At 75.1% G+C, this 18,275-nt stretch carries 16 protein-coding genes and 1 pseudogene; 4 read left to right on the plus strand and 13 right to left on the minus strand.

The annotated features are described in order from the left end of the window. Positions 1–7 precede the first annotated feature (7 nt). The 7 genes from ACIOHG_RS02260 to ACIOHG_RS02290 form a co-directional block, all read right to left on the minus strand. Positions 8–412, minus strand: a complete 405-nt coding sequence (locus ACIOHG_RS02260) for a DUF3224 domain-containing protein (RefSeq protein ID WP_400944334.1) — start codon at positions 410–412, stop codon at positions 8–10. 52 nt (positions 413–464) lie between these two features. Further along, positions 465–1,127 carry a signal peptidase I gene (gene lepB, locus ACIOHG_RS02265; RefSeq protein WP_400944336.1) on the minus strand — a complete coding sequence of 221 codons (663 nt, stop codon included), beginning with the start codon at positions 1,125–1,127 and terminating at the stop codon, positions 465–467. Positions 1,128–1,216: 89 nt separating this feature from the next. Continuing rightward, positions 1,217–2,407, minus strand: a complete 1,191-nt coding sequence (locus tag ACIOHG_RS02270; protein WP_400944837.1) for a serpin family protein — start codon at positions 2,405–2,407, stop codon at positions 1,217–1,219. A gap of 76 nt (positions 2,408–2,483) precedes the next feature. Beyond that, positions 2,484–2,840: a divalent-cation tolerance protein CutA gene (gene cutA / locus ACIOHG_RS02275; protein ID WP_400944338.1), complete on the minus strand. Its 357-nt coding sequence runs from the start codon at positions 2,838–2,840 to the stop codon at positions 2,484–2,486. 310 nt (positions 2,841–3,150) lie between these two features. Further along, complete coding sequence (locus ACIOHG_RS02280) at positions 3,151–4,041, minus strand: carbohydrate-binding protein (RefSeq protein WP_400944340.1); 891 nt, start codon at positions 4,039–4,041, stop codon at positions 3,151–3,153. 228 nt (positions 4,042–4,269) lie between these two features. Then, a complete protein-coding gene (locus ACIOHG_RS02285) occupies positions 4,270–5,139 on the minus strand; it encodes an AraC family transcriptional regulator (protein ID WP_400944342.1) in 870 nt (289 codons plus the stop codon). Between the two features lie 92 nt (positions 5,140–5,231). Then, positions 5,232–5,837, minus strand: coding sequence for a helix-turn-helix domain-containing protein (locus tag ACIOHG_RS02290; RefSeq protein ID WP_400944344.1), 606 nt, complete (start codon positions 5,835–5,837; stop codon positions 5,232–5,234). A 115-nt stretch (positions 5,838–5,952) separates the two neighbouring features. On the opposite strand from ACIOHG_RS02290, the gene ACIOHG_RS02295 reads away from it, so the two are divergent. Next, a complete protein-coding gene (locus tag ACIOHG_RS02295; protein WP_400944346.1) occupies positions 5,953–7,359 on the plus strand; it encodes an MFS transporter in 1,407 nt (468 codons plus the stop codon). Positions 7,360–7,827: 468 nt separating this feature from the next. On the opposite strand, the pseudogene ACIOHG_RS02300 reads toward ACIOHG_RS02295, so the two are convergent. Continuing rightward, positions 7,828–8,197, minus strand: a pseudogene (locus ACIOHG_RS02300) (winged helix-turn-helix domain-containing protein); the annotation flags it as partial. A 567-nt stretch (positions 8,198–8,764) separates the two neighbouring features. Continuing rightward, on the minus strand, positions 8,765–9,547 hold the full coding sequence (locus tag ACIOHG_RS02305; RefSeq protein ID WP_400944348.1) for a DeoR/GlpR family DNA-binding transcription regulator: 783 nt from the start codon (positions 9,545–9,547) through the stop codon (positions 8,765–8,767). A gap of 164 nt (positions 9,548–9,711) precedes the next feature. Between ACIOHG_RS02305 and galK the strand changes: the two genes are divergently transcribed. Continuing rightward, positions 9,712–10,857, plus strand: a complete 1,146-nt coding sequence (gene galK / locus ACIOHG_RS02310) for a galactokinase (protein WP_400944350.1) — start codon at positions 9,712–9,714, stop codon at positions 10,855–10,857. A 148-nt stretch (positions 10,858–11,005) separates the two neighbouring features. Here galK and galT read toward each other — a convergent pair whose 3' ends face one another. The 4 genes from galT to ACIOHG_RS02330 form a co-directional block, all read right to left on the minus strand. Further along, positions 11,006–12,088, minus strand: coding sequence for a galactose-1-phosphate uridylyltransferase (gene galT, locus ACIOHG_RS02315; protein ID WP_400944352.1), 1,083 nt, complete (start codon positions 12,086–12,088; stop codon positions 11,006–11,008). Positions 12,089–12,272: 184 nt separating this feature from the next. After that, on the minus strand, positions 12,273–13,916 hold the full coding sequence (gene pgm / locus ACIOHG_RS02320; protein ID WP_400944354.1) for a phosphoglucomutase (alpha-D-glucose-1,6-bisphosphate-dependent): 1,644 nt from the start codon (positions 13,914–13,916) through the stop codon (positions 12,273–12,275). Between the two features lie 247 nt (positions 13,917–14,163). After that, positions 14,164–14,967, minus strand: a complete 804-nt coding sequence (locus tag ACIOHG_RS02325) for a hypothetical protein (RefSeq protein ID WP_400944356.1) — start codon at positions 14,965–14,967, stop codon at positions 14,164–14,166. A 299-nt stretch (positions 14,968–15,266) separates the two neighbouring features. Next, positions 15,267–16,061, minus strand: a complete 795-nt coding sequence (locus ACIOHG_RS02330) for a LysR family substrate-binding domain-containing protein (protein ID WP_400944358.1) — start codon at positions 16,059–16,061, stop codon at positions 15,267–15,269. 85 nt (positions 16,062–16,146) lie between these two features. Here ACIOHG_RS02330 and ACIOHG_RS02335 point away from each other — a divergent pair, with 85 nt between their 5' ends. Together ACIOHG_RS02335 and ACIOHG_RS02340 are read left to right on the plus strand one after the other, a co-directional pair. Continuing rightward, positions 16,147–16,575, plus strand: coding sequence for a DUF5997 family protein (locus ACIOHG_RS02335; RefSeq protein ID WP_400944360.1), 429 nt, complete (start codon positions 16,147–16,149; stop codon positions 16,573–16,575). A 107-nt stretch (positions 16,576–16,682) separates the two neighbouring features. Beyond that, positions 16,683–18,251 (plus strand): adenosine deaminase, encoded by a 1,569-nt coding sequence (locus tag ACIOHG_RS02340; RefSeq protein WP_400944362.1) that lies wholly within the window; start codon positions 16,683–16,685, stop codon positions 18,249–18,251. The last annotated feature ends 24 nt before the right edge of the window (positions 18,252–18,275 follow it).

Raw genomic sequence — 18,275 nt, forward strand, 5'->3', positions numbered from 1 at the left:
CGCCCGGTCAGGGGAGCCGGTAGTCGAGGTGCAGCCGGTGGGTGCCGTCCTCGTCGATCACGATGGAGCCGGTGCCGGTGATGCCGGCCAGGCCCGCGGTGCCGCTGCCCGGGACGACGACGAAGTACTCGCCGTCCCGGCCGCCGCCGAGGGTGGTGGCCGAGTGCGCGAAGTTGAAGGTGCCCTCGGCCTCGTGCAGGCGCCCGGCGAAGGACTCCATGGCGAGGTAGGTGCCGACGCCGCTGGCCTGGTCGAAGGCGGCGGTGAACAGGGTGTGGGAGCGCCCCTCGACCTCGCCGCGGAACTCCTTGCGCATGGTGGCCACGCCCACCCCGGAGGCGGTTTCGATGTCGCCTGCGGGGAGGTCGGTGGGGGTGAACTCGCTGACGGTGAAGGTTCCTGATGCTCGCATGGGCGCGATGTTAGGGGCTGCCGCCGACAACTCCGGGCCCGGGGCGGGTCGGTCAGGGGGTCTTGGCGGGGACCCAGTCCGGGTAGGTGACGGGCTCGGGCGGCGCGTTGCGGCGGCGGCGCCAGGCGATCAGACCGAGGACCAGCCCGAGGAGCAGGGCCGCCGGCGTCGCCAGCCCGAGCAGGCCGATGGTCATCACGGCCCCGCGCGCGCTCTTCATCTCGCGGTGGGTGGCGGCGGTGAGCGGGACGGACCGCCACTGCCGGGAGTCGATCGAGGCCGTCCGGTTGTCGCCGAGCAGGAACATCTGCCCCTCGGGCACCGTCACGTCGAAGCAGGCCCGGCCGTTGGACGTGCCGCCCCGCAGGTAGGGCTCGTCGAGCGGGGCGCCGTTCAGCTGCATCCGGGAGCCCACGCAGTCGCCGATCCGGTCGCCGCCGAGGGCGACCACCCGCCTGAGCGCCTGGATCGGCTCCTGGTCGGCGGCGATCCGGTAGTCGATCAGCACGACGTCGCCGCGCCGGATCCGGTCGGGGTGGACACCGATCAGGGTGACCTGCTGGCCGGCCGTGTAGGTGGGCGCCATGCTGTTGCTGCCGACCCTCGTCGCGCGCGGCTTCAGCGCCAGCGTGTACCCGACGGTGCCGACCCCCAGCAGGAGGCCCAGCACCAGGGTCGCCAGCGCCACCTTCCCCAGCGCACCCCAACGTCGCACGATGCCCCCCGCTCCCCGGATGTTCCGTTCCCGCACTTCCGCCGGGGAGTGTAGTGGCCCGGGCCGACCGGCCGGTGCCCCGGGTGGCTTCACCAGCGCGGTTCCGGTTCGGTCGCGGGTTCGGCGACCCAGCCGGCCGCCAGCACCAGCCGCGAGGTGCGGTGCACGGCGAGGAAGGCGAACGGCCGGTCGAAGACCGCCCTGATCCGGCGCACCCGGTACGGGGGACGGGTGGCCGCGCACCCGCCGGCCGTCCCGAAGGCGGTGACGGCGGCGGCCCGGAAGCCGCGCGGCCCGAACGCGGCGGTGACGGACTGGGCGGCGGCCCCGATCGCCAGCGGGGCGGCGCTGATCCCGGGGAAGTGGCCCCGGGTGAGGTCGGTGGCGGCGCGCAGCCCGAACAGCTCGGCCCGCTCCAGCAGGTCGTGGTCGTCCGTCAGGTCGAACGCCACGGTGGTGACGGCGAGTTCGGGCTCCCGCCGGTAGCTGGGCATCCAGTGGGCGGACAGCCCGGGCCCGGGTTCGCCGTCCGGCAGCGCCGAGCCCGGGCGCAGCAGGGCGGGCCGTTCGGCGGTGCGGACGGCGGCGGCCAGCACCTCGCCGGGTGCGGCGTCCGCCGGACCGAGGCAGAGGTGGACGTCCACGCCCTGCAGGCCGAGCACTTGGAGGACGGTGAGCGGTCCGGCGGTGGTCTCGGCGACGCCGACCCGGTCGAGCAGCGCGGTGCGGCGGTCGAGGACGCCGACGAAGCGGTCCTGCCACGGCCCGGCGCCGAACTGCCGTACGTCGCCGGTGAATCGGCGGATCCAGTCGGTGCGGACGGTGAGCGCGCCGGCCAGCAGCAGCTCGGTGTCCTTGTCGACGGCGACCGGCATCCGGAGGATCTCGCCGCCGGTCCGCTCGGCGGCCCAGGCGTCCACGGCGGCGCGGTCCGCGGCCTCGTCGCCGGTGATCCGGCCCCGGGTGTGCGGGGGCAGCGCGGCCTGCCAGCGCAGTTCGAGCGGCAGCCGGTCCCTGGTCCACACGCCGAGCGCGGTGCGGACGCCGCGGATGCGGTCGAGGGCGTCGAGCAGTTCGCGCGCGGCCCCGGCTGCGTCGTCCGGGCGGACGGCGAGGGCCGTGGCGAGTTCGGTGGCCGCCGGACCACCGGCCCCGGCGGCGAGCAGCGCGAGCGGGGCCCAGGCGCCCGGGGCGCTGAACACGGTGTTCCGCCCGGGTTCTGCGGCGGCCCGCCCCCAATGGGTCGTCAGGTCGTTGACGGCGCGGACGGTGTGGTGCATCGGCACGGTGCGGCTCTCCCCGGGACGGCGGCTCTCGGCCGGAGCGTAGGGGGTGCGGCGGACCGGCCGCGAACGGTTATCCGGCGGGGTCCGCGGGGTCGGTCTCGGGCTCGGCGCCGGTCTCGGCGTCCAGCCAGGCCAGGTAGGCCGGGGCGCCCGCGACCACGGGGACGGCGACGGCCTCGGGGGTGTCGTAGCTGTGCAGTTCGCCGATCCGGGCGATCAGGCGGTCGGCGAGCGCGGCCCGGGTCTTCAGGTCGATCCGCCACTCGGCGGTGTCCTGGACCTCGCCGCCCCACCAGTACACCGAGCGGGTGGGGTGGACCTGGGCACAGGCGGCGAGGCGTTCACGGACCAGGGTGGTGGCGAGGGCGCGGGCGGAGTCCTCGTCCTCGTGGGTGGTGGTCACCACCAGGTGCTGATGCCCGTTCATGGAGCGAGCGTACGGGGGTCGGCAGCGCGTCGGTGGGGCGACGGCGGTCCTGGGTGCTTCGGGTGGCGCGTCGGTGCGGTGGTGCCGTGGCGCGTCGGTGCCGTGGTGCGCCGTGGCGGCTCGGGCACCCCGCGCTCGAGCCGCCACGGCGCTGGCGGAGGCGGCCCCGGTCTCCCGGTTTTCCCCTCCCACGGAGTGGGGCCGCACCGCCGCTTCGGGTGGCTGTCGCCGCTGACCGCCCCGCGTGGGGGTGAGTTGCGGTCAGCGGCGGGACCAGGGGGTCCGAGGGGGCGGACCCTGGGTGGTGCGGTCAGCGGCGCGACCAGAGGGCCGGGACGTTCGGCGGCTCCCAGCCCGCGTAGGCGACGTGGCCCTGGATGCAGACGTAGGTGACGCCGTTGTAGGTCACCTGGTCGCCGACCTTGTAGCTGGTGCCGACCTTCCAGGTGGTGGTGCCGCCGCCGGTGTTGCTCGGGCTGGGGCTGGGCGAGCCCTGGGTGGGGCTGCTGGTCGGGCCGGTGGTGGGGCTGCTGGTCGGGCGCGGCGTGCCGTTGACGTTGAGCACGAAGTCGAAGCTGGCCTGGCGCCCGTTGCCGACCTGGCGGACCGTCATCACCAGGTCCGGGTCGAAGATGGTGTCGGTGGCGTTGCGCGGCTCGTTCGGGAAGTACAGCTGGGTGGTGAGGATGGGCTGCCCCGGGGCCTGCACCTTGACGTGGATGTGCCGGGTGCGGCCCGGGTAGAGGCCCGGGACGATCGTGGTCAGCGTGTAGCCGCCGTTGGCGTCGCTGAACTGGTGGCCGCGGAAGGTGTAGCCGCTGTTGTCGTAGTTGCCGTTGGTGTCAGCCTGCCAGAAGTCCAGCAGCGCACCGGGGATCGGGGCGCAGTTGCGGCCGAAGACGTAGCCGCTGACGGTCAGCGGGGTGCCGGGGGTGCCGGAGGTGACCAGACTGGTGCGCAGCGGGGAGCCGGGCTTGAAGTACGGGCCCTCGATCTGCTCCTCGGTGAGGTGGTCGCCGTCCTGGCAGTCGGGGGTGAGCGGGAGCGTGGCCGACCCGGCGGCGGCGTTGTCGCGGGCCAGGGCCGTCCCGCCGCCGATCAGCACGGGGGCGGCGCCGGCCAGTGCGGCGGCCTTGAGCAGGCTCTTGCGGCTGATCTTGCGATCGCCCAGGTCGTCCATGGGGTGGTGGGGGGTGGACATGGCTCTCCGTTCGGGTGCTTCGTCGGTCGCTCGGTCGCCGCACGCCCGGATTCCCTTTGGATGGGACATGACACCTGGAGAGGTCGGGCCTCCCGGGACGGCGGCGCTGTGTGGGGTTGCTCAGACGCTAGGCCCTGGGCGGGCGGGCCGTCGATGGACGGGGGCGGCCGGACGTGGTGGATTCCTCAGGCGTGGTGAATTCCTCGGGCGTGGAAGCCGGTTGCGTTCTCACCCCGCGCGTTCGCGGAACTCGCCCGGGGTGCGGCCGACTTCGCGGCGGAAGAAGCGGCAGAAGTAGGCCGGGTCGGAGAAGCCGGCCGCTGCGGCGACCTGACGGATCGTCAAGTCCGTGGTGGCGAGCAGCCGCTTGGCCTCCAGGGTCTGCTGTTCGCGGACCAGCCGGGCCGGGGTGCGGCCGGTGGCCTCCTTCACCACTTCGTGCAAGTAGCCCGCCGAGACGCCGAGTTCGCGGGCCAGCGCGAGCACCGAGCGGTCCGCGCGGCCGCCCTCGGCGATCATCCGGCCGAAGCGCTCGGCGAGCGGGTGCACCGCGGCGCGGGGGCCGCCGCCGCTCCCGTCCCGGGCGGCTCGGGCGACCCGGGAGGCCCGTACCAGCAGGACGTGCAGCAGGGCCTGCAGCACGCCGGGCCCGCCCTCCAGTCCGGCCTCGTGCTCGGCCGTCAACTCCCGCATCAGGTAGGACAGTTCACGGTGCGCGGCCCGGTCCGGCCGGACCGGCGGGCCGGCCCCGAGGGTGCGCAGCAGCGCCAGGTCCTCCGGGTGGCGGAGCAGGAAGTCCTCGTTCAGCAGCAGCAACCAGCCGTCCAGCTCCTTCGCGCCGCGCCAGTGGTGGACCTGCCCCGGGAGCACCGTGAACAGCACCGGCGGCTCGATCCGGTGCTCCGCCAGGTCCACCACGTGCGTCCCGCTGCCGGTGGTGGCGTAGGCCAGTTCGTAGAAGGCGTGCCGGTGCGGGAAGTCCGCCCGGGAGAGTGGTCCGAGCGCGTCGAACCGGCCGGCCGCGAACGGCACCAACCCCGGGTCCGGCACATCGAGTTCGTGCAGTTCCAGTCCGGTGACCATCGTGCGGAGCGCCATCGCGCCAGTCTGCGCCCCGCCCCGGAAGCCGTCCAGTGGTCCATACCAAAGTGGCACGCAGTGGCAAGCCGGGCCCAGCCACTGCCGGTGCCTCAGGTGAGCGGGCGGGGCTGGTCGCCGTGCGGGCCGAACAGGTGCAGGACCTCGACGGCGGTGGCGTCGGCCGGGCCGAACCAGTGCGGTTCGGTGGTGTCGAACTCGGCGACCTCGCCCGGGCCGAGGCGGACGTCGCGGTCGCCGATGATCAGGCGGAGGCGGCCGGAGAGGACGTACAGCCACTCGTAGCCGCCGTGGGTGGTCAGCTTCGGTTCGCGCGGCGCCAGGATCTGCTTGAACACCTGGACCCGGCCCGGGTATTCGGTCAGCGGGACGATCACGCTGCCGCCCTTGTGCCGGCGCGGGGCCAGGTGCACCCGGGGGTCGCCGGTGGCGGGGGCGGCGATCAGCCGGTCGATGGCGATCCGGTGCGCGCGGGCCAGCGGGATCAGCAGGTCCAGGGTGGGGCGGCGCTTGCCCGACTCCAGCCGGGACAGCGTGCTCACCGAGAGGCCGGTGGCCGCCGCGACGGCCTCCAGGGTCAGGCCGCGCTCGCGGCGCACCGCGCGCAGGCGGGGGCCGATGCCGGCCAGGACGGCCGGGAGGTCGAGGTCGTCCTCGGAGGCGGCAGGGAGGCGGTTCGGATCGTGCTGCTCTTCCATGGCTGCCATTGTGCGCCGGTTTTTTGCGGTCCTCGCAAAAACGGTGGGCGGCCCGGGGCAGCGCGGGGGACGCTCCGGGCGTCAACTCCCCCTGCTCCGCCGCGAGGTGTCGCCCATGGCCACGACCGTCCCCCGTTCCACTGTCAACGTCCCACCCGTGCCCGGGAGTGCCCGGCGGCGGTGGGCCGTGGTGGCGGTCTGTGCCCTGAGCCTGTTCCTGGTGGGGCTGGACACCACCGTGGTCAACGTCGGCCTGCCCGCGATCGGCGGCGGGCTGCGGGCCGACACCCGGGCCCTGGAGTGGGTGGTCGACGCCTACACCGTGGTGCTGGCCGGGCTGTTGACCACCTCCGGGGCGCTGGCCGACCGGTTCGGGCGGCGCCGGGTGTTCCGGATCGGCCTGGTGGTCTTCGGGGCGGCCTCGCTGGCGTGCGCCGCCGCCCCCTCGGTCGGGGCGCTGGTCGCGGCCCGGGCCGTGCAGGGCGTCGGGGTGTCGATGCTCAGCCCCGTGGCGCTGGCGATCGTGGTCGCCGCGATGCCGGACGCCCGGGAGCGGGCCCGGGCGATCGGCGTCTGGGCCGCGGTGTTCGGCCTCAGCATGGCGGCGGGCCCGCTGACCGGCGGGGCACTGCTGGCCGGGCTCGACTGGCGGGCGCTGTTCTGGATCAACGCCCCGGTGGTCGTCCTGGCGCTGCTGCTCGTCCACCGGCTGGTCCCGGAGTCCCGGGCCGTCCGGCCGCGCCCGCTGGACCTGCCCGGGCAGGTGCTGCTGTCGCTGCTGGTCGGCCTGGCCGTCGCAGTCCTGATCGAGGGCCCGCACCTGGGCTGGACCTCGCCGGCCGTGCTGGGCGGCTGCGCGCTGGTCGCGGCGACGGCCGTCGCGTTCGCCGCCGTCGAGCGGCGCCGGCCCGCACCGCTGATCGACCTCTCGCTGTTCCGCCGCCCGTCCTTCGGCGCGGCCGTGCTCGGGGCGGTGGCCGTCTTCGTCGCGCTGAACCTGACGCTGCTGCTGAACACCTACTACCTGCAGCAGGTGCGCGGCCTGTCCGCGCTGGCGGCCGGGGCCACCACCCTGCCGATGGCGGTCGCGGCCACCGTCTGCGCACCGCTGGCGGGCTCCCTGACGGGTCGTCACGGGGCGCGCCGCCCGCTGCTGGCCGCCGCCGCCGCACTGATCGCGGGCTCCCTGCTGCTGACCGGGTTGGACGACCGGACGCCGCTGCCGCTGTTGCTCGTCGCCTACCTGCTGATCGGCACCGGGATCGGCTTCGCCAACGCCCCGCTCACCCACACGGCGGTCGGGACCCTCCCCCGCGACCGGGCCGGCCTCGCGGGCGCCGTCACGTCCACCGCCCGCCAACTCGGCGCCGCCGTCGGCATCGCCCTGGCCGGCGCTCTCGTCACCGGCCGCACCCCCGCCCACCTCGCCCACGCCACCCACCCGGGCTGGCTCCTCGCCGCGGCCTGCGGCGCCACCCTCCTCGCGGTCGCCGCCACGGCCCGCCCGGCCGAACGGAACTGACGCCTCGTCAATCGCCCCCCGCCGGGCCTCGGAGCCCCGACCCGACCCGCCCCCGGCAGGGGCTCCACGGCAGAGGCCGACACCGACACTCCCCACCGGGCCCGGCGGGTCGGTGGGGCATCGGACGGCGTCCGGCGGGGCCCTGCCGCGGCAGCCGAGGCCACCGGCCTCGCGCCCGAACCGGGGCAACCGATCACCGGCCGTCTCCGGCGAGGCTCCGCAACGGAAACCGCGCCGTCCCGACGAGGCCCGAAAGGCGCCTGCCTCCGCAGGGCGGACCGACCCGTCGCCGGCAGGCCGGCGGAGCGTCAGCGGACCCCAGGAGCCCAAGAGCGTCAACCGACGTCCGGCGGGGGCGACACCGTACTCCCCGCCGGGGCTCGGGGCCCGGGCCGGTCCGCCTCCGGCGGGACGGCGCGGCGGCAGCCGACGTCACCGGTCCCGCGCCCGGGGCGAAGCAACCTGGCGTCAGGGGGCGTCCGGTGGGGGTTCGAGGCGGAAGCCGACGCCCCGGACGGTGTGGAGGTAGCGGGGGGGCGGTGGGGGTTTCGCCGAGTTTGCGGCGGAGCCAGGAGAGGTGGACGTCGATGGTCTGGACGCTGCCGTAGCTGTCCTGCCAGACCTCGGCGAGGAGCTGTTTGCGGGTGATGACGGTGCCGGGGCGGGCGGCGAGGTGGGCGAGGAGGTCGAACTCGCGGCGGGTGAGGTCGAGCGGGGCCCCGTCGAGGGTGGCTTCGCGGCGGCGGGTGTCGACGGTGAGGCCGCCGACCCGCAGCAGGTGGGTGACCGGGGGCGCGGCGGTGGTGGCGCGGCGCAGCACGGCGGCGATCCGGGCGCTGTAGCCCCGACTGTCGCCCGCGGCCGCTGTCGCGGTCGGGCGGGCGGCGGAGGTCGAGGGCGCGGCCGGGGGCGCGGTGCTCCTGGGTGCGGCGCCGGCCGTCGCGGTCGGCGCGCCCGTCGACGGGGCGGGGCCCGGCGTCCGGCTCGCGGAGGGGGCGGGGGCGGGTAGCGGGGGCAGCGCGCCGGGATGGGCGCCCGTCCGGTCCGGCACGAAGACCGCGTCGGGCGGGCGGGGCGAGGCAGGCGGTGGCCAGCTCGTGGAGCAGGTAGGCCGCGTCCCGGACGCGGTCGGCCTCGGCGCCCTGGTAGCAGTGGGCGTTGGCGTCGGCGGCGACGAACAGGTCGATCAGCAGCGCGCCCCCGGCACGCGGGACGGTGTCCGGTGCGGTCCAGACCCCGGCGCAGTGGCGCAACGCGCTCGTGAGGTCGGCGAAGAGCGCGGGGTCGAAGCCTTCGCGGTCGCGGAGCGCGAGGTCGAAGCGGCCCCAGGCCACGTGCAGGCGTTCCAGGGCGGGATCGGTGGCGGGATCGGGGACAGGCACGGGTCGGGTCGGGCCGCGCGGGCTCAGACGACGAGGAGGTCGCCGCAGGATTCGGCGAGGGCGGTGCGGGCCGGGTCGGGGATGCCGTGGTCGGTGATGAAGCAGTCGACGTCGGTGAGGGCGGCGAAGCTGCTGAGGCCGACGACGCCCCACTTGGTGTGGTCGGCGACGGCGACGGTGCGGTGGGCGGAGGCGATCAGGGCGCGGTTGGTCTCGGCCTCGGCGAGGTTGGGGGTGGTGAGGCCGGCCCGTTCGCTGACGCCGTGGGCGCCGATGATCAGCAGGTCGACGTGGAGCGAGCGGATCGACTGGTCGGCGAGCGGCCCGACCAGCGCGGCGGAGCGGGTCGGCGCGCCGCCGGTGAGCAGCAGCGCGGGCCCCTTCTCACCGCCCCGGGCGCGGACGAGTTCGGCGACCGGGAGGGAGTTGGTGACCACGGTGAGGCCCGGGACGTCGAGCAGGCGGGCGGCGACCGCGTACGCGGTGGTGCCGGCCGAGACGGCGACCACGCTGCCGGGCTGGACCTGGGCGGCGGCGGCCTCGGCGAGCGCGGCCTTGGTGTCGGCCTCCAGCCCGGACTTGGCCTCGAAGGCGGGTTCCTCGGCGGTGGCGGTGCGGGCGACCGCGCCGCCGTAGACCTTGCGGACGCTGCCGGCCCGGGAGAGCGCGTCGAGGTCGCGGCGGACGGTCATGTCGGACACGCCGAGCTGGTCGACGAGTTCGGCGACCTTGACCGCCCCGTCGCGGCGCACCAGGTCGAGGATCAGGGCCCGCCGCTGGTCGGCGAGCAGTCCGCTGTCGGTCACTGGGGCCTCGTCCTCCGCTGGGGCGTGTCGGGATGGTCAGCATAGTGGGAAGGGGCCGCCTCCCGAAGGCTCACCCCTGTTGGGCTGTGGTGCTGTGTGTTTGAATGTGTTTGATAGAGGACCGCTGCCCGCCCCGTCCGTGAACGCCCCCGCTGGAGTGCCCGATGACCACCGCTACCGCCACCGCCTTCACCGCCCGCTACGGCGGCTCCCCCGACGGCGTGTGGGCCGCGCCCGGCCGGATCAACCTGATCGGCGAGCACACCGACTACAACGAGGGCTACGTCCTGCCGGCCGCCCTCCCGCACACCACCACGGTCGCCGCCCGGCGCCGCGCGGACGGCGTGGTCCGCCTGTTCAGCGCCCAGGGCGACGGCGAGGTCACCGAGCTGGCACTGGACGCCCTCGCCCCCGGCTCGGTGCCGGGCTGGGCCGCCTACCCCGCCGGTGTGTTCTGGGCGCTGATCGAGGCCGGGCACGCCCTGGGCGGCGCCGACCTGGCGTTCTGCTCGGACGTCCCGACCGGCGCCGGCCTGTCCTCCTCGGCCACCCTGGAGTGCGCCACCGCGATCGCCCTGGACGACCTGTTCGGCCTCGGCCTGGACGCCCCCGGCCGGGCGCTGATCGCCCAGCGCGCCGAGAACGCCTTCGTCGGGGTCCCGTGCGGCGCCCTCGACCAGATGGCGTCCAGCTGCTGCGTCGCCGGGCACGCCCACTTCCTGGACACCCGCACGCTGACCGGCCGTCAGGTCCCGCTCGACCTGCCCGCCGTCGGCCTGACCCTGCTGGTGATCGACACCAAGGTCAAGCACGACCTCGGCGACGGCGCCTACGCCGGGCTGCGGGCGGGCTGCGAGCGGGCCGCCGCGCTGCTCGGCGTGCCGGCGCTGCGCGACATCACGATCGCCGAACTGGGCACCGCCGAGGCGCAGTTGCCCGCCGAGCTGCGGCCGCTGCTGCGCCACGTGGTGACCGAGGACCAGCGGGTGCTGGACACCGTCGCGGCCCTCGACGCGGGCGAGCCGCGCGCGCTCGGCCCGATCCTCACCGCCGGGCACGCCTCGCTCCGCGACGACTACCGGGTCTCCTGCCCGGAGACCGACCTGGCGGTGTCCGCCGCCAACGCGGCGGGCGCGCTGGGCGCCCGGATGATGGGCGGCGGCTTCGGCGGCTCCGTCCTCGCCCTGGTCGACACCGCCTTGCTGGACACCGTCGAGCGCGCCGTCCACGCCGCCTTCGCCGAGGCCGGCTTCGGCGCCCCGCAGACCTTCACCGCCACCCCGTCCCAGGGCGCGCACCGGGTGAGCTGACACCGGGGACGACCCCGGACGAACGGACGGACCAGGACGACCCGCCCCCTCCCGGGGTGGGTCGTCGGCGTTCCACCGGCGGAAACGGCCGGACGCGGCAGGGCCCGCCCGCGCGGGGTGCGTGGGCGGGCCCTGGGGCGGGGCGGGGTCAGAGCTCGCGGAGGGTGCGGGCGGCGGCCTCGGGGCGGATGTCGTTCATGAAGGCGCCCATGCCGGACTCGGTGCCGGCCAGGTACTTGAGCTTGCCGGCGGTCCGGCGGATGGTGAACAGCTCCAGGTGGAGGGCGAGTTCGGCCTCGGCGGGGCGCGGGGCCTGGTGCCAGGCGGCGATGTAGGGGGCCGGTTCGGGGAACAGCCGGTCGAAGCGGCGCAGCAGGTCGAGGTAGAGCCGGGGGAACTCGGCGCGGGCGGCCGCGTCCAGGGCGGTCAGGTCGGCGACCCGGCGGTTCGGGTAGAGGTGCACCTCGTAGGGCCAGCGGGCGGCGAACGGCACGAACGCCGTCCAGTGCTCGCCGGCCAGCACCACCCGGGAGTCCGCGGCGCCGACGCTGGCGCGCTCGGCGGCCAGCACGTCGTCGTACAGGTTGCGCCCGGTGGCGCGGAGGTGGGCGGCGACCCGGTCGAGGGCCTGCGCGGTGCGCGGGGTGGTGACCGGGAAGGCGTAGATCTGGCCGTGCGGGTGGCCGAGGGTGACGCCGATCTCGGCGCCGCGGTTCTCGAAGCAGTACACCTGCCGGACGTCCGGTCGGGCGTACAGCTCGGCGGTGCGGTCGGTCCAGGCGTCCAGGACCAGGCGGGCGCGCTCCTCGGTGAGGTCGACGAAGGAGGCGCCGTGGTCGGAGGTGAAGCAGACCACCTCGCAGCGGCCGGTGCCGGGCGTCAGCGCGTACGGGCCGTCGGACCACGCGGCGACGTGTGCGGCGGAGGAGGAGGCGAGCGACGGGAAGCGGTTCTCGAACACCGCCACCTGGTAGTCCTCGGCCGGGATCTCGCTCAGCCGGTCGCCCCGCGAGGGGCAGAGCGGGCACTCGTCGGCCGGCGGGTGGTACGTCCGCCCCTGGCGGTGCGCGGCGATGGTGACGGCGTCGCCGGTGAACGGGTCGACCCGGATCTCCGACGCGCCGGCGGCCGGGTCGAGCGGGCGCCGGTCGACGGCGGCGCGGTCCGCGGGCTCGATGTCGTAGTAGACCAGTTCCCGGCCGTCGGCCAGCTTGGTCACCGTCTTGTGCACGGCGGCACTCCTCAGGGGTTCGAATCGCGGCCCGGGCGCAGGGCGAGCCGACACATCAAACATCTTCGAACATTTGGCACCACAATGCAACAGGTAGGGGCGACCGGAGCCGCGCCGAGAGCGACCGGAGCCGCACCGGGGGCGGGACGGCACCCCCGGTGCGGAGCGGCCCGGAGGGGCCCGCCTACGCCTCGGCGAGGGCGTCGGTGACCAGGGCGCGGGCCTCGGACTGGACCTGGGCGAGGTGGTCGGCGCCGAGGAAGCTCTCGGCGTAGATCTTGTAGACGTCCTCGGTGCCGGAGGGGCGGGCCGCGAACCAGGCGTTGGCGGTGGTGACCTTGAGGCCGCCGATGGCGGCGCCGTTGCCCGGGGCGTGGGTGAGGACGGCGGTGATCGGCTCGCCGGCCAGGCTGTCGGCGGTGACCCGGTCGGCGTCGAGGGCGGCGAGGGCGGCCTTCTGGGCGCGGTCGGCGGGGGCGTCGACCCGGGCGTAGACGGGGTCGCCGTGCGCGGCGGTCAGCTCGCGGTAGCGCGCGGACGGGGTGCTGCCGGTGACGGCGGTGATCTCGGAGGCGAGCAGCGCCAGCAGGATGCCGTCCTTGTCGGTGCTCCACGGCGAGCCGTCGCGCCGCAGGAAGGACGCCCCGGCGGACTCCTCGCCGCCGAAGGCGACCGTCCCGTTCAGCAGCCCGTCGACGAACCACTTGAAGCCGACCGGGACTTCGAGCAGCTCGCGGCCGAGCGCGGCCGCCACCCGGTCGATCATCGAGGAGGACACCAGGGTCTTGCCGACCGCGGCGCCGGCCGGCCAGTCCGTGCGGTGCCGGTACAGGTAGTCGATGGCGACGGCCAGGTAGTGGTTGGGGTTCATCAGCCCGCCGTCGGGGGTGACGATGCCGTGCCGGTCGGCGTCCGCGTCGTTGCCGGTGGCCAGGGTGTAGGCGTCGCGCTGCCCGATCAGCGAGGCCATCGCGTACGGGGAGGAGCAGTCCATCCGGATCTTCCCGTCCCAGTCCAGGGTCATGAACCGCCAGGTGGGGTCGGTGAGCGGGTTGACCACGGTCAGGTCGAGGCGGTGGGTCTCGGCGATCCGGCCCCAGTAGGCGACGGAGGCGCCGCCGAGCGGGTCGGCGCCGATCCGGACGCCCGCGGCGCGGACCGCGTCCAGGTCCAGGACGGCCGGCAGGTCGTCGACGTAGGCGCCGAGGAAGTCGTAGCGGCCGGTGGTGTCGGCGGCCAGCGCCCGGGCGTACGGAATCCGCCGGACGCCCTTCAGGTCGGCGGCGAGCAGCTCGTTGGCGCGGCGCTCGATCCAGCCGGTGGCGGTGGAGTCGGCGGGGCCGCCGTGCGGCGGGTTGTACTTGAAGCCGCCGTCGGCGGGCGGGTTGTGCGACGGGGTGACCACGATGCCGTCGGCGAGCGCGGCCGGGCGGGTCCGGTTGTGGGCGAGGATCGCGTGCGAGACCGCCGGGGTCGGGGTGTACCCGTCGGCGGTGTCGAGCAGCACGGTGACGCCGTTCGCGGCCAGCACCTCCAGGGTGGTCGCCCGGGCCGGCTCGGACAGCGCGTGGGTGTCGATGCCGAGGAACAGCGGCCCCGTGGTGCCCTGTTCGGCCCGGTAGTCGCAGATCGCCTGCGCGGTGGCTGCGATGTGGTCCTCGTTGAACGCCGTCCGCAGCGCCGAGCCCCGGTGCCCGGAAGTGCCGAACGCCACCCGCTGGGCCACGTCCGCCGGGTCGGGGTGCAGCGTGTAGTACGCCGTCACCAACTGCGCGACGTCGATCAGGTCCTGCGGCTGGGCGGGCTGTCCGGCGCGTTCGTGCACCATGGTGGCCACTCTCCTCGGTCGGTCGGCAAGATGGTCCGTCGACCATCATGGTCGCCGGACCGCGCCGACCGCGGGAACACCGGGGGGCGCTGCGCCGACGGTGCGCCGAACGGGATGTGACGGGACGTCGGCGGACGGCCCGTCAGGCGGCGGAAGCGGACGGCCTTGTCCGCAGCGATCTCGACCGGTCGTCAGGTGGCTCCGGCCGCTCGACTTCGGTGTCCTTCCCGGGCTCCGGCCCGGGGCCCTAGCGGAGCGCGTTCGCCGACGACTGGGTCAGGACGCAGGTGAACCCGATGCCCCAGTCGTCGCGGTCGTCGCAGCGCAGCTCCCGGTCGGCGAAGGCGTCCAGCAGGTCGGCCAGGGGGACGACGGTGGCCTCGGCGTCCGGCTCCGCGACGTGCAGCACCTCGATCATGCCTTCGCGGACGAACCGGAGCAGCGGCGCGAGGTCCGCCGCCACGTACGCCCGCAGCTCCTGGCCCTCCAGTGCGGCCGGCAGATCGGCAAGGACCCCGAACGGGCCGGTCAGCCAGCCGCTCGCCTCCAGGGCACACACCCGGATCCGGTCCTCGTCCGGGGTGAGGTCCAGCTGGTGGATGGTCGGCGCGGCGTCCGGTGCGTACGCCCGGGCCTCCCAGCGGCGGCGCCCCTCCCCGGTGGCCCGCAGCGACAGGACGGGCAGGTCGTTCCGGTCGCGCCGCGGCAGCAGCCAGGTCTCCGGTTCGGCGAGCAGCCGCGCCAGCTCGGGGCCGGTGACCGCCGGACCGTCCTCCTGGACGAAGGCGGTGCTCAACGCCCGGCGAAGGGTCAGCCAACCGCCCGCGACCAGGCGGTGCGTCGCCGCGGCCAGCTCCGGCACCCGCGCCATCTCCTCCGCGGGCGAGGCGTTGCGCCGCCGGGGCACCTCGGGCGAACCCGCCCAGCGCAGCACGGCGCCGACGTGCGCCGCGCTGCCGCGCGGGCTCGTGCCGTCGACGGCGCGGCGCACCAGCACCTGCTCGGTGACGGACAGGCCGTCCCAGCTCTCCGTGGTGTCCGTGGTGTCCATGGCGGCCGATCCTGGCACACCCGCCCGTCCCCATCCGCACGGTTTTCCGACTGCGGGACCGGACCGGGCACCCCCGGCGACCGGATCGCCGACCGGAAGAAGCGTGGCCCCCGCGGGCGCCGGCCACCGGAGTTCGGCAGGGCCGACCATCGCGGGCGTCACGCGGTGGAGTGCGGGCTCCGACGAACAGGGGCGTCGCAGGCGCGGGGACGCCCGATCGCTCGGTGAACGGAGAAATGACCTGCCCGGGGACTTCCGGAACAAGGGACTTCCGGAACGAGGGACTTCCGGAACGGGCTTCAGCGCTTGCCGCGCCGCTTGGCCTGGGCGGCGCGGCCCGCGGTGCCGCCGCCGGTGCTGCCGCCGCGCCGGGCGGGCTTCGGCTTCTGGCCCTGGCCCTGGCCCTGGCCCTGCGGGGTCCTGGGCTTGCGGGCGGGGGGCTGCTTCGGGGCGCGCTGCTGCTCGGCGGCGGCCGTCCGGCCGCGCGAGCTGTTGGCGGTGCGGCCCCGGACGATGCCGATGAACTCCTCCACCAGGTCGGTGGTGGCCTCCTCCGGCCAGGCCAGCGCGACCTGCGACTGCGGGGCCTCCAGCAGGGTGCGGTAGGTCAGGTCGCGGCGGTGGTGCAGCCGGGCCAGCGACTGCGGGACCAGCAGCACGCCGACGTTCGCCGCGACCAGCTCGATCGCGTCGGCGGTGGTCGCCGGGCGTTCGAGGGCGGGGCGGCCGGGCAGCCCGTCCGGCCAGTCCAGCACGTCGTCCTGCGGGTGGAAGACGATCTCCTCGGCGAGGTCGGCGGCCGTGACCTCCTCGGCGGCGGCCAGCCAGTGGTCCTTGGGGAAGACCACCACCGTGGTCTCGGTGTACAGCGGGATCGCGCTCAGCACCGTCCGGTCCACCGGCAGCCGGACCAGCCCGGCCTCGGCCCCGCCGGCGAGCAGCAGGGCATGCCCCGCGGACTGCTCGGACTGCAGCAGCTCCAGCCGGACGTCCGGCAGGCGCTCCTCCCACACCCGCAGCCACTTGGTGGGCGTCACCCCCGGCACGTACACCAGGCGGAACGGGGCGGCGGCGGGCTGCTCGATCTCGGTCACCCCCCAAGGCTACCCACCGTGACCAGGGCCGGTGCGCGAGGCCGGTGCGCGAGGCCCGCGTGCCGGGGCCTATACCCTTGGAGGCATGACTACGCCCAAGCCCAAGACCTCCCAGACCATGAAGCCCGCCACGGCGGCGAAGAAGCTGGGGATCTACCTGGCGGCGACTCCCGCCGAGTTCCAGGCGGGCGTCGTCACCCGCGACGAGCTCAACGCCCTGCAGAGCGAGCCGCCGCAGTGGCTCGCCGACCTGCGCCGCAACGGCCCGCACCCGCGCCAGGTGGTGGCCAACCGCCTCGGTGTGTCGGTGACCGGCCTGAACCGCGCGGGCGTCACCGAGGCGCTCACCTCCGAGCAGATCGACGCCCTGCGCGAGGAGAACCCGGAGTGGCTGCAGCGCGAGCGGACGCTGCAGGCGGAGGTCCGCAAGGAGGCCCAGCGGGTGAAGGACGCGGCGGCCAAGGCCGAGGCGGTCAAGGCCGCCCGCACCCGCGCCAACTCCGCTCGCCGATAACACGATTCGACCGTTCGAAAGGGTGTCTCCCGAGGGAGACACCCTTTCGGATGATGTGCGCACGACACCGGGGTGTTCGCCGGACAGGAATCTGACGGGCCGTCAGCATGGGGGCCATGACGTCCCTCCGCCGCACCACCTCGGCCGCCCTCGTCGCCTGCGCCGCCCTGCTGCTGCCGCTCGCACCCGCCGCCCAGGCCGCCGACCCGGCCGCCGCCGGGCCCCGTCCGACCGAGGCGGCCGTCAACGGCCTGCTGGACGGGATCCGCCGGGACCCGGCCCGGCTGGACGCCTTCCTGCGTGCCATGCCCAAGGGCGGCGACCTGCACAACCACCTGTCCGGCGCGGTCAGCACCGAGCTGCTGGTCCGGCTCGCCGCGCAGGACGGCCTGTGCATCGACTCGGTGACCTTCGTCTCGGCCACCGGTCCCTGCCAGGGCACCGCCCGCCCGGCCCAGGACGCGCTGCCGGACGGCGAGTTCCGCACCCAGGTGATCCGGGCCTGGTCGATGCAGGACTTCACCCCGGGCGCGGAGTCCGGCCACGATCACTTCTTCGCCACCTTCGGCAAGTTCGGCGAGGCCAGCTGGCGCCACCCCGGCACGATGATCGCCGAGATCACCGACACCATGGCGGCCCAGCACCAGAGCTACCTGGAGACCATGCTCACCCCGGCCTCCGGCGGGGTCGCCGCGCTGGCCGCCAAGGTCGGCTTCGACCCGGACCTGGCGGCGCTGCGGCAGAAGCTGCTCGCCGACGGGCAGTTGCAGACCCTGGTGGACAGTGCCCGCGCCGACCTGGACCGGGCGATGGACGAGTACCGGGCCACCGAGCAGTGCGGCACCGCGCAGGCCCGGCCGGGCTGCGCGGTGACGGTGCGCATCCAGTCCCAGGCCTCCCGGGCGTCCACCCCGGCCCGGGTGTTCGCCCAGCTGCTGATCGGCATGGAACTCGCCACCCAGGACGAGCGGTTCGTCTCGGTCAACCTGGTGCAGCCGGAGGACTACCAGTCCTCGCTGGACAACTACCAGCTGGAAATGCAGATGCTGCAGTTCCTGCACCCGCTCTACCCGAAGGCCCACATCAGCCTGCACGCGGGTGAGTTGGTGCCCGGCCTGGTGAAGCCGGAGGACCTGACCTTCCACATCCGGCAGGCCGTGCTGACCGGCCAGGCCGAGCGGATCGGCCACGGCGTGGACGTCGCCCACGAGGACGACGCGGCCGACCTGCTGCGTACCCTGGCCGAGCGCAAGGTGCTGGTCGAGGTGCCGCTGACCTCCAACGCGCAGATCCTCCAGGTCGAGGGGCAGCAGCACCCGTTCCCGCTGTACCGGAAGTACGGGGTGCCGACCGCGCTGGCCACCGACGACCCGGGCGTGGAGCGGATCGACATCACCCACGAGTACGTGCGGGCCGCGCGGACGTACGGCCTGAGCTACACCGACCTGAAGGACCTGGCGCGCAACTCGCTGGAGTACGGCTTCGTCTCCGGCCGTAGCCTGTGGCGGGACCGCGACGGCTTCCGGCCGGTGCCGGAGTGCCAGGGCCGGGCGATCGGGTCGGCGAACCCGACGCCGAAGTGCGCGGCGCTGCTGGCGGCCAGCCCGAAGGCGGCGCTGGAGTGGAAGCAGGAGGGCGCCTTCCGCGCCTTCGAGGCTTCGGTGCTGAACAAGTAGCCTGCAAGGAAAGAGAGTTGACGG

Source organism: Kitasatospora sp. NPDC088134 (genome assembly GCF_044741705.1).
Classification (GTDB): domain Bacteria; phylum Actinomycetota; class Actinomycetes; order Streptomycetales; family Streptomycetaceae; genus Kitasatospora.

Excerpts from the sequence above, each read along its gene's own strand:
- ACIOHG_RS02260 (WP_400944334.1), bottom strand. The coding sequence starts at position 412 with ATGCGAGCATCAGGAACCTTCACCGTCAGCGAGTTCACCCCCACCGAC.
- ACIOHG_RS02295 (WP_400944346.1), top strand. The coding sequence starts at position 5,953 with ATGGCCACGACCGTCCCCCGTTCCACTGTCAACGTCCCACCCGTGCCC.
- ACIOHG_RS02335 (WP_400944360.1), top strand. The coding sequence starts at position 16,147 with ATGACTACGCCCAAGCCCAAGACCTCCCAGACCATGAAGCCCGCCACG.
- cutA (WP_400944338.1), bottom strand. The coding sequence starts at position 2,840 with ATGAACGGGCATCAGCACCTGGTGGTGACCACCACCCACGAGGACGAG.
- ACIOHG_RS02290 (WP_400944344.1), bottom strand. The coding sequence starts at position 5,837 with ATGGAAGAGCAGCACGATCCGAACCGCCTCCCTGCCGCCTCCGAGGAC.
- ACIOHG_RS02285 (WP_400944342.1), bottom strand. The coding sequence starts at position 5,139 with ATGGCGCTCCGCACGATGGTCACCGGACTGGAACTGCACGAACTCGAT.
- ACIOHG_RS02270 (WP_400944837.1), bottom strand. The coding sequence starts at position 2,407 with ATGCACCACACCGTCCGCGCCGTCAACGACCTGACGACCCATTGGGGG.
- galK (WP_400944350.1), top strand. The coding sequence starts at position 9,712 with ATGACCACCGCTACCGCCACCGCCTTCACCGCCCGCTACGGCGGCTCC.
- pgm (WP_400944354.1), bottom strand. The coding sequence starts at position 13,916 with ATGGTGCACGAACGCGCCGGACAGCCCGCCCAGCCGCAGGACCTGATC.
- ACIOHG_RS02325 (WP_400944356.1), bottom strand. The coding sequence starts at position 14,967 with ATGGACACCACGGACACCACGGAGAGCTGGGACGGCCTGTCCGTCACC.
- ACIOHG_RS02280 (WP_400944340.1), bottom strand. The coding sequence starts at position 4,041 with ATGTCCACCCCCCACCACCCCATGGACGACCTGGGCGATCGCAAGATC.
- ACIOHG_RS02340 (WP_400944362.1), top strand. The coding sequence starts at position 16,683 with ATGGGGGCCATGACGTCCCTCCGCCGCACCACCTCGGCCGCCCTCGTC.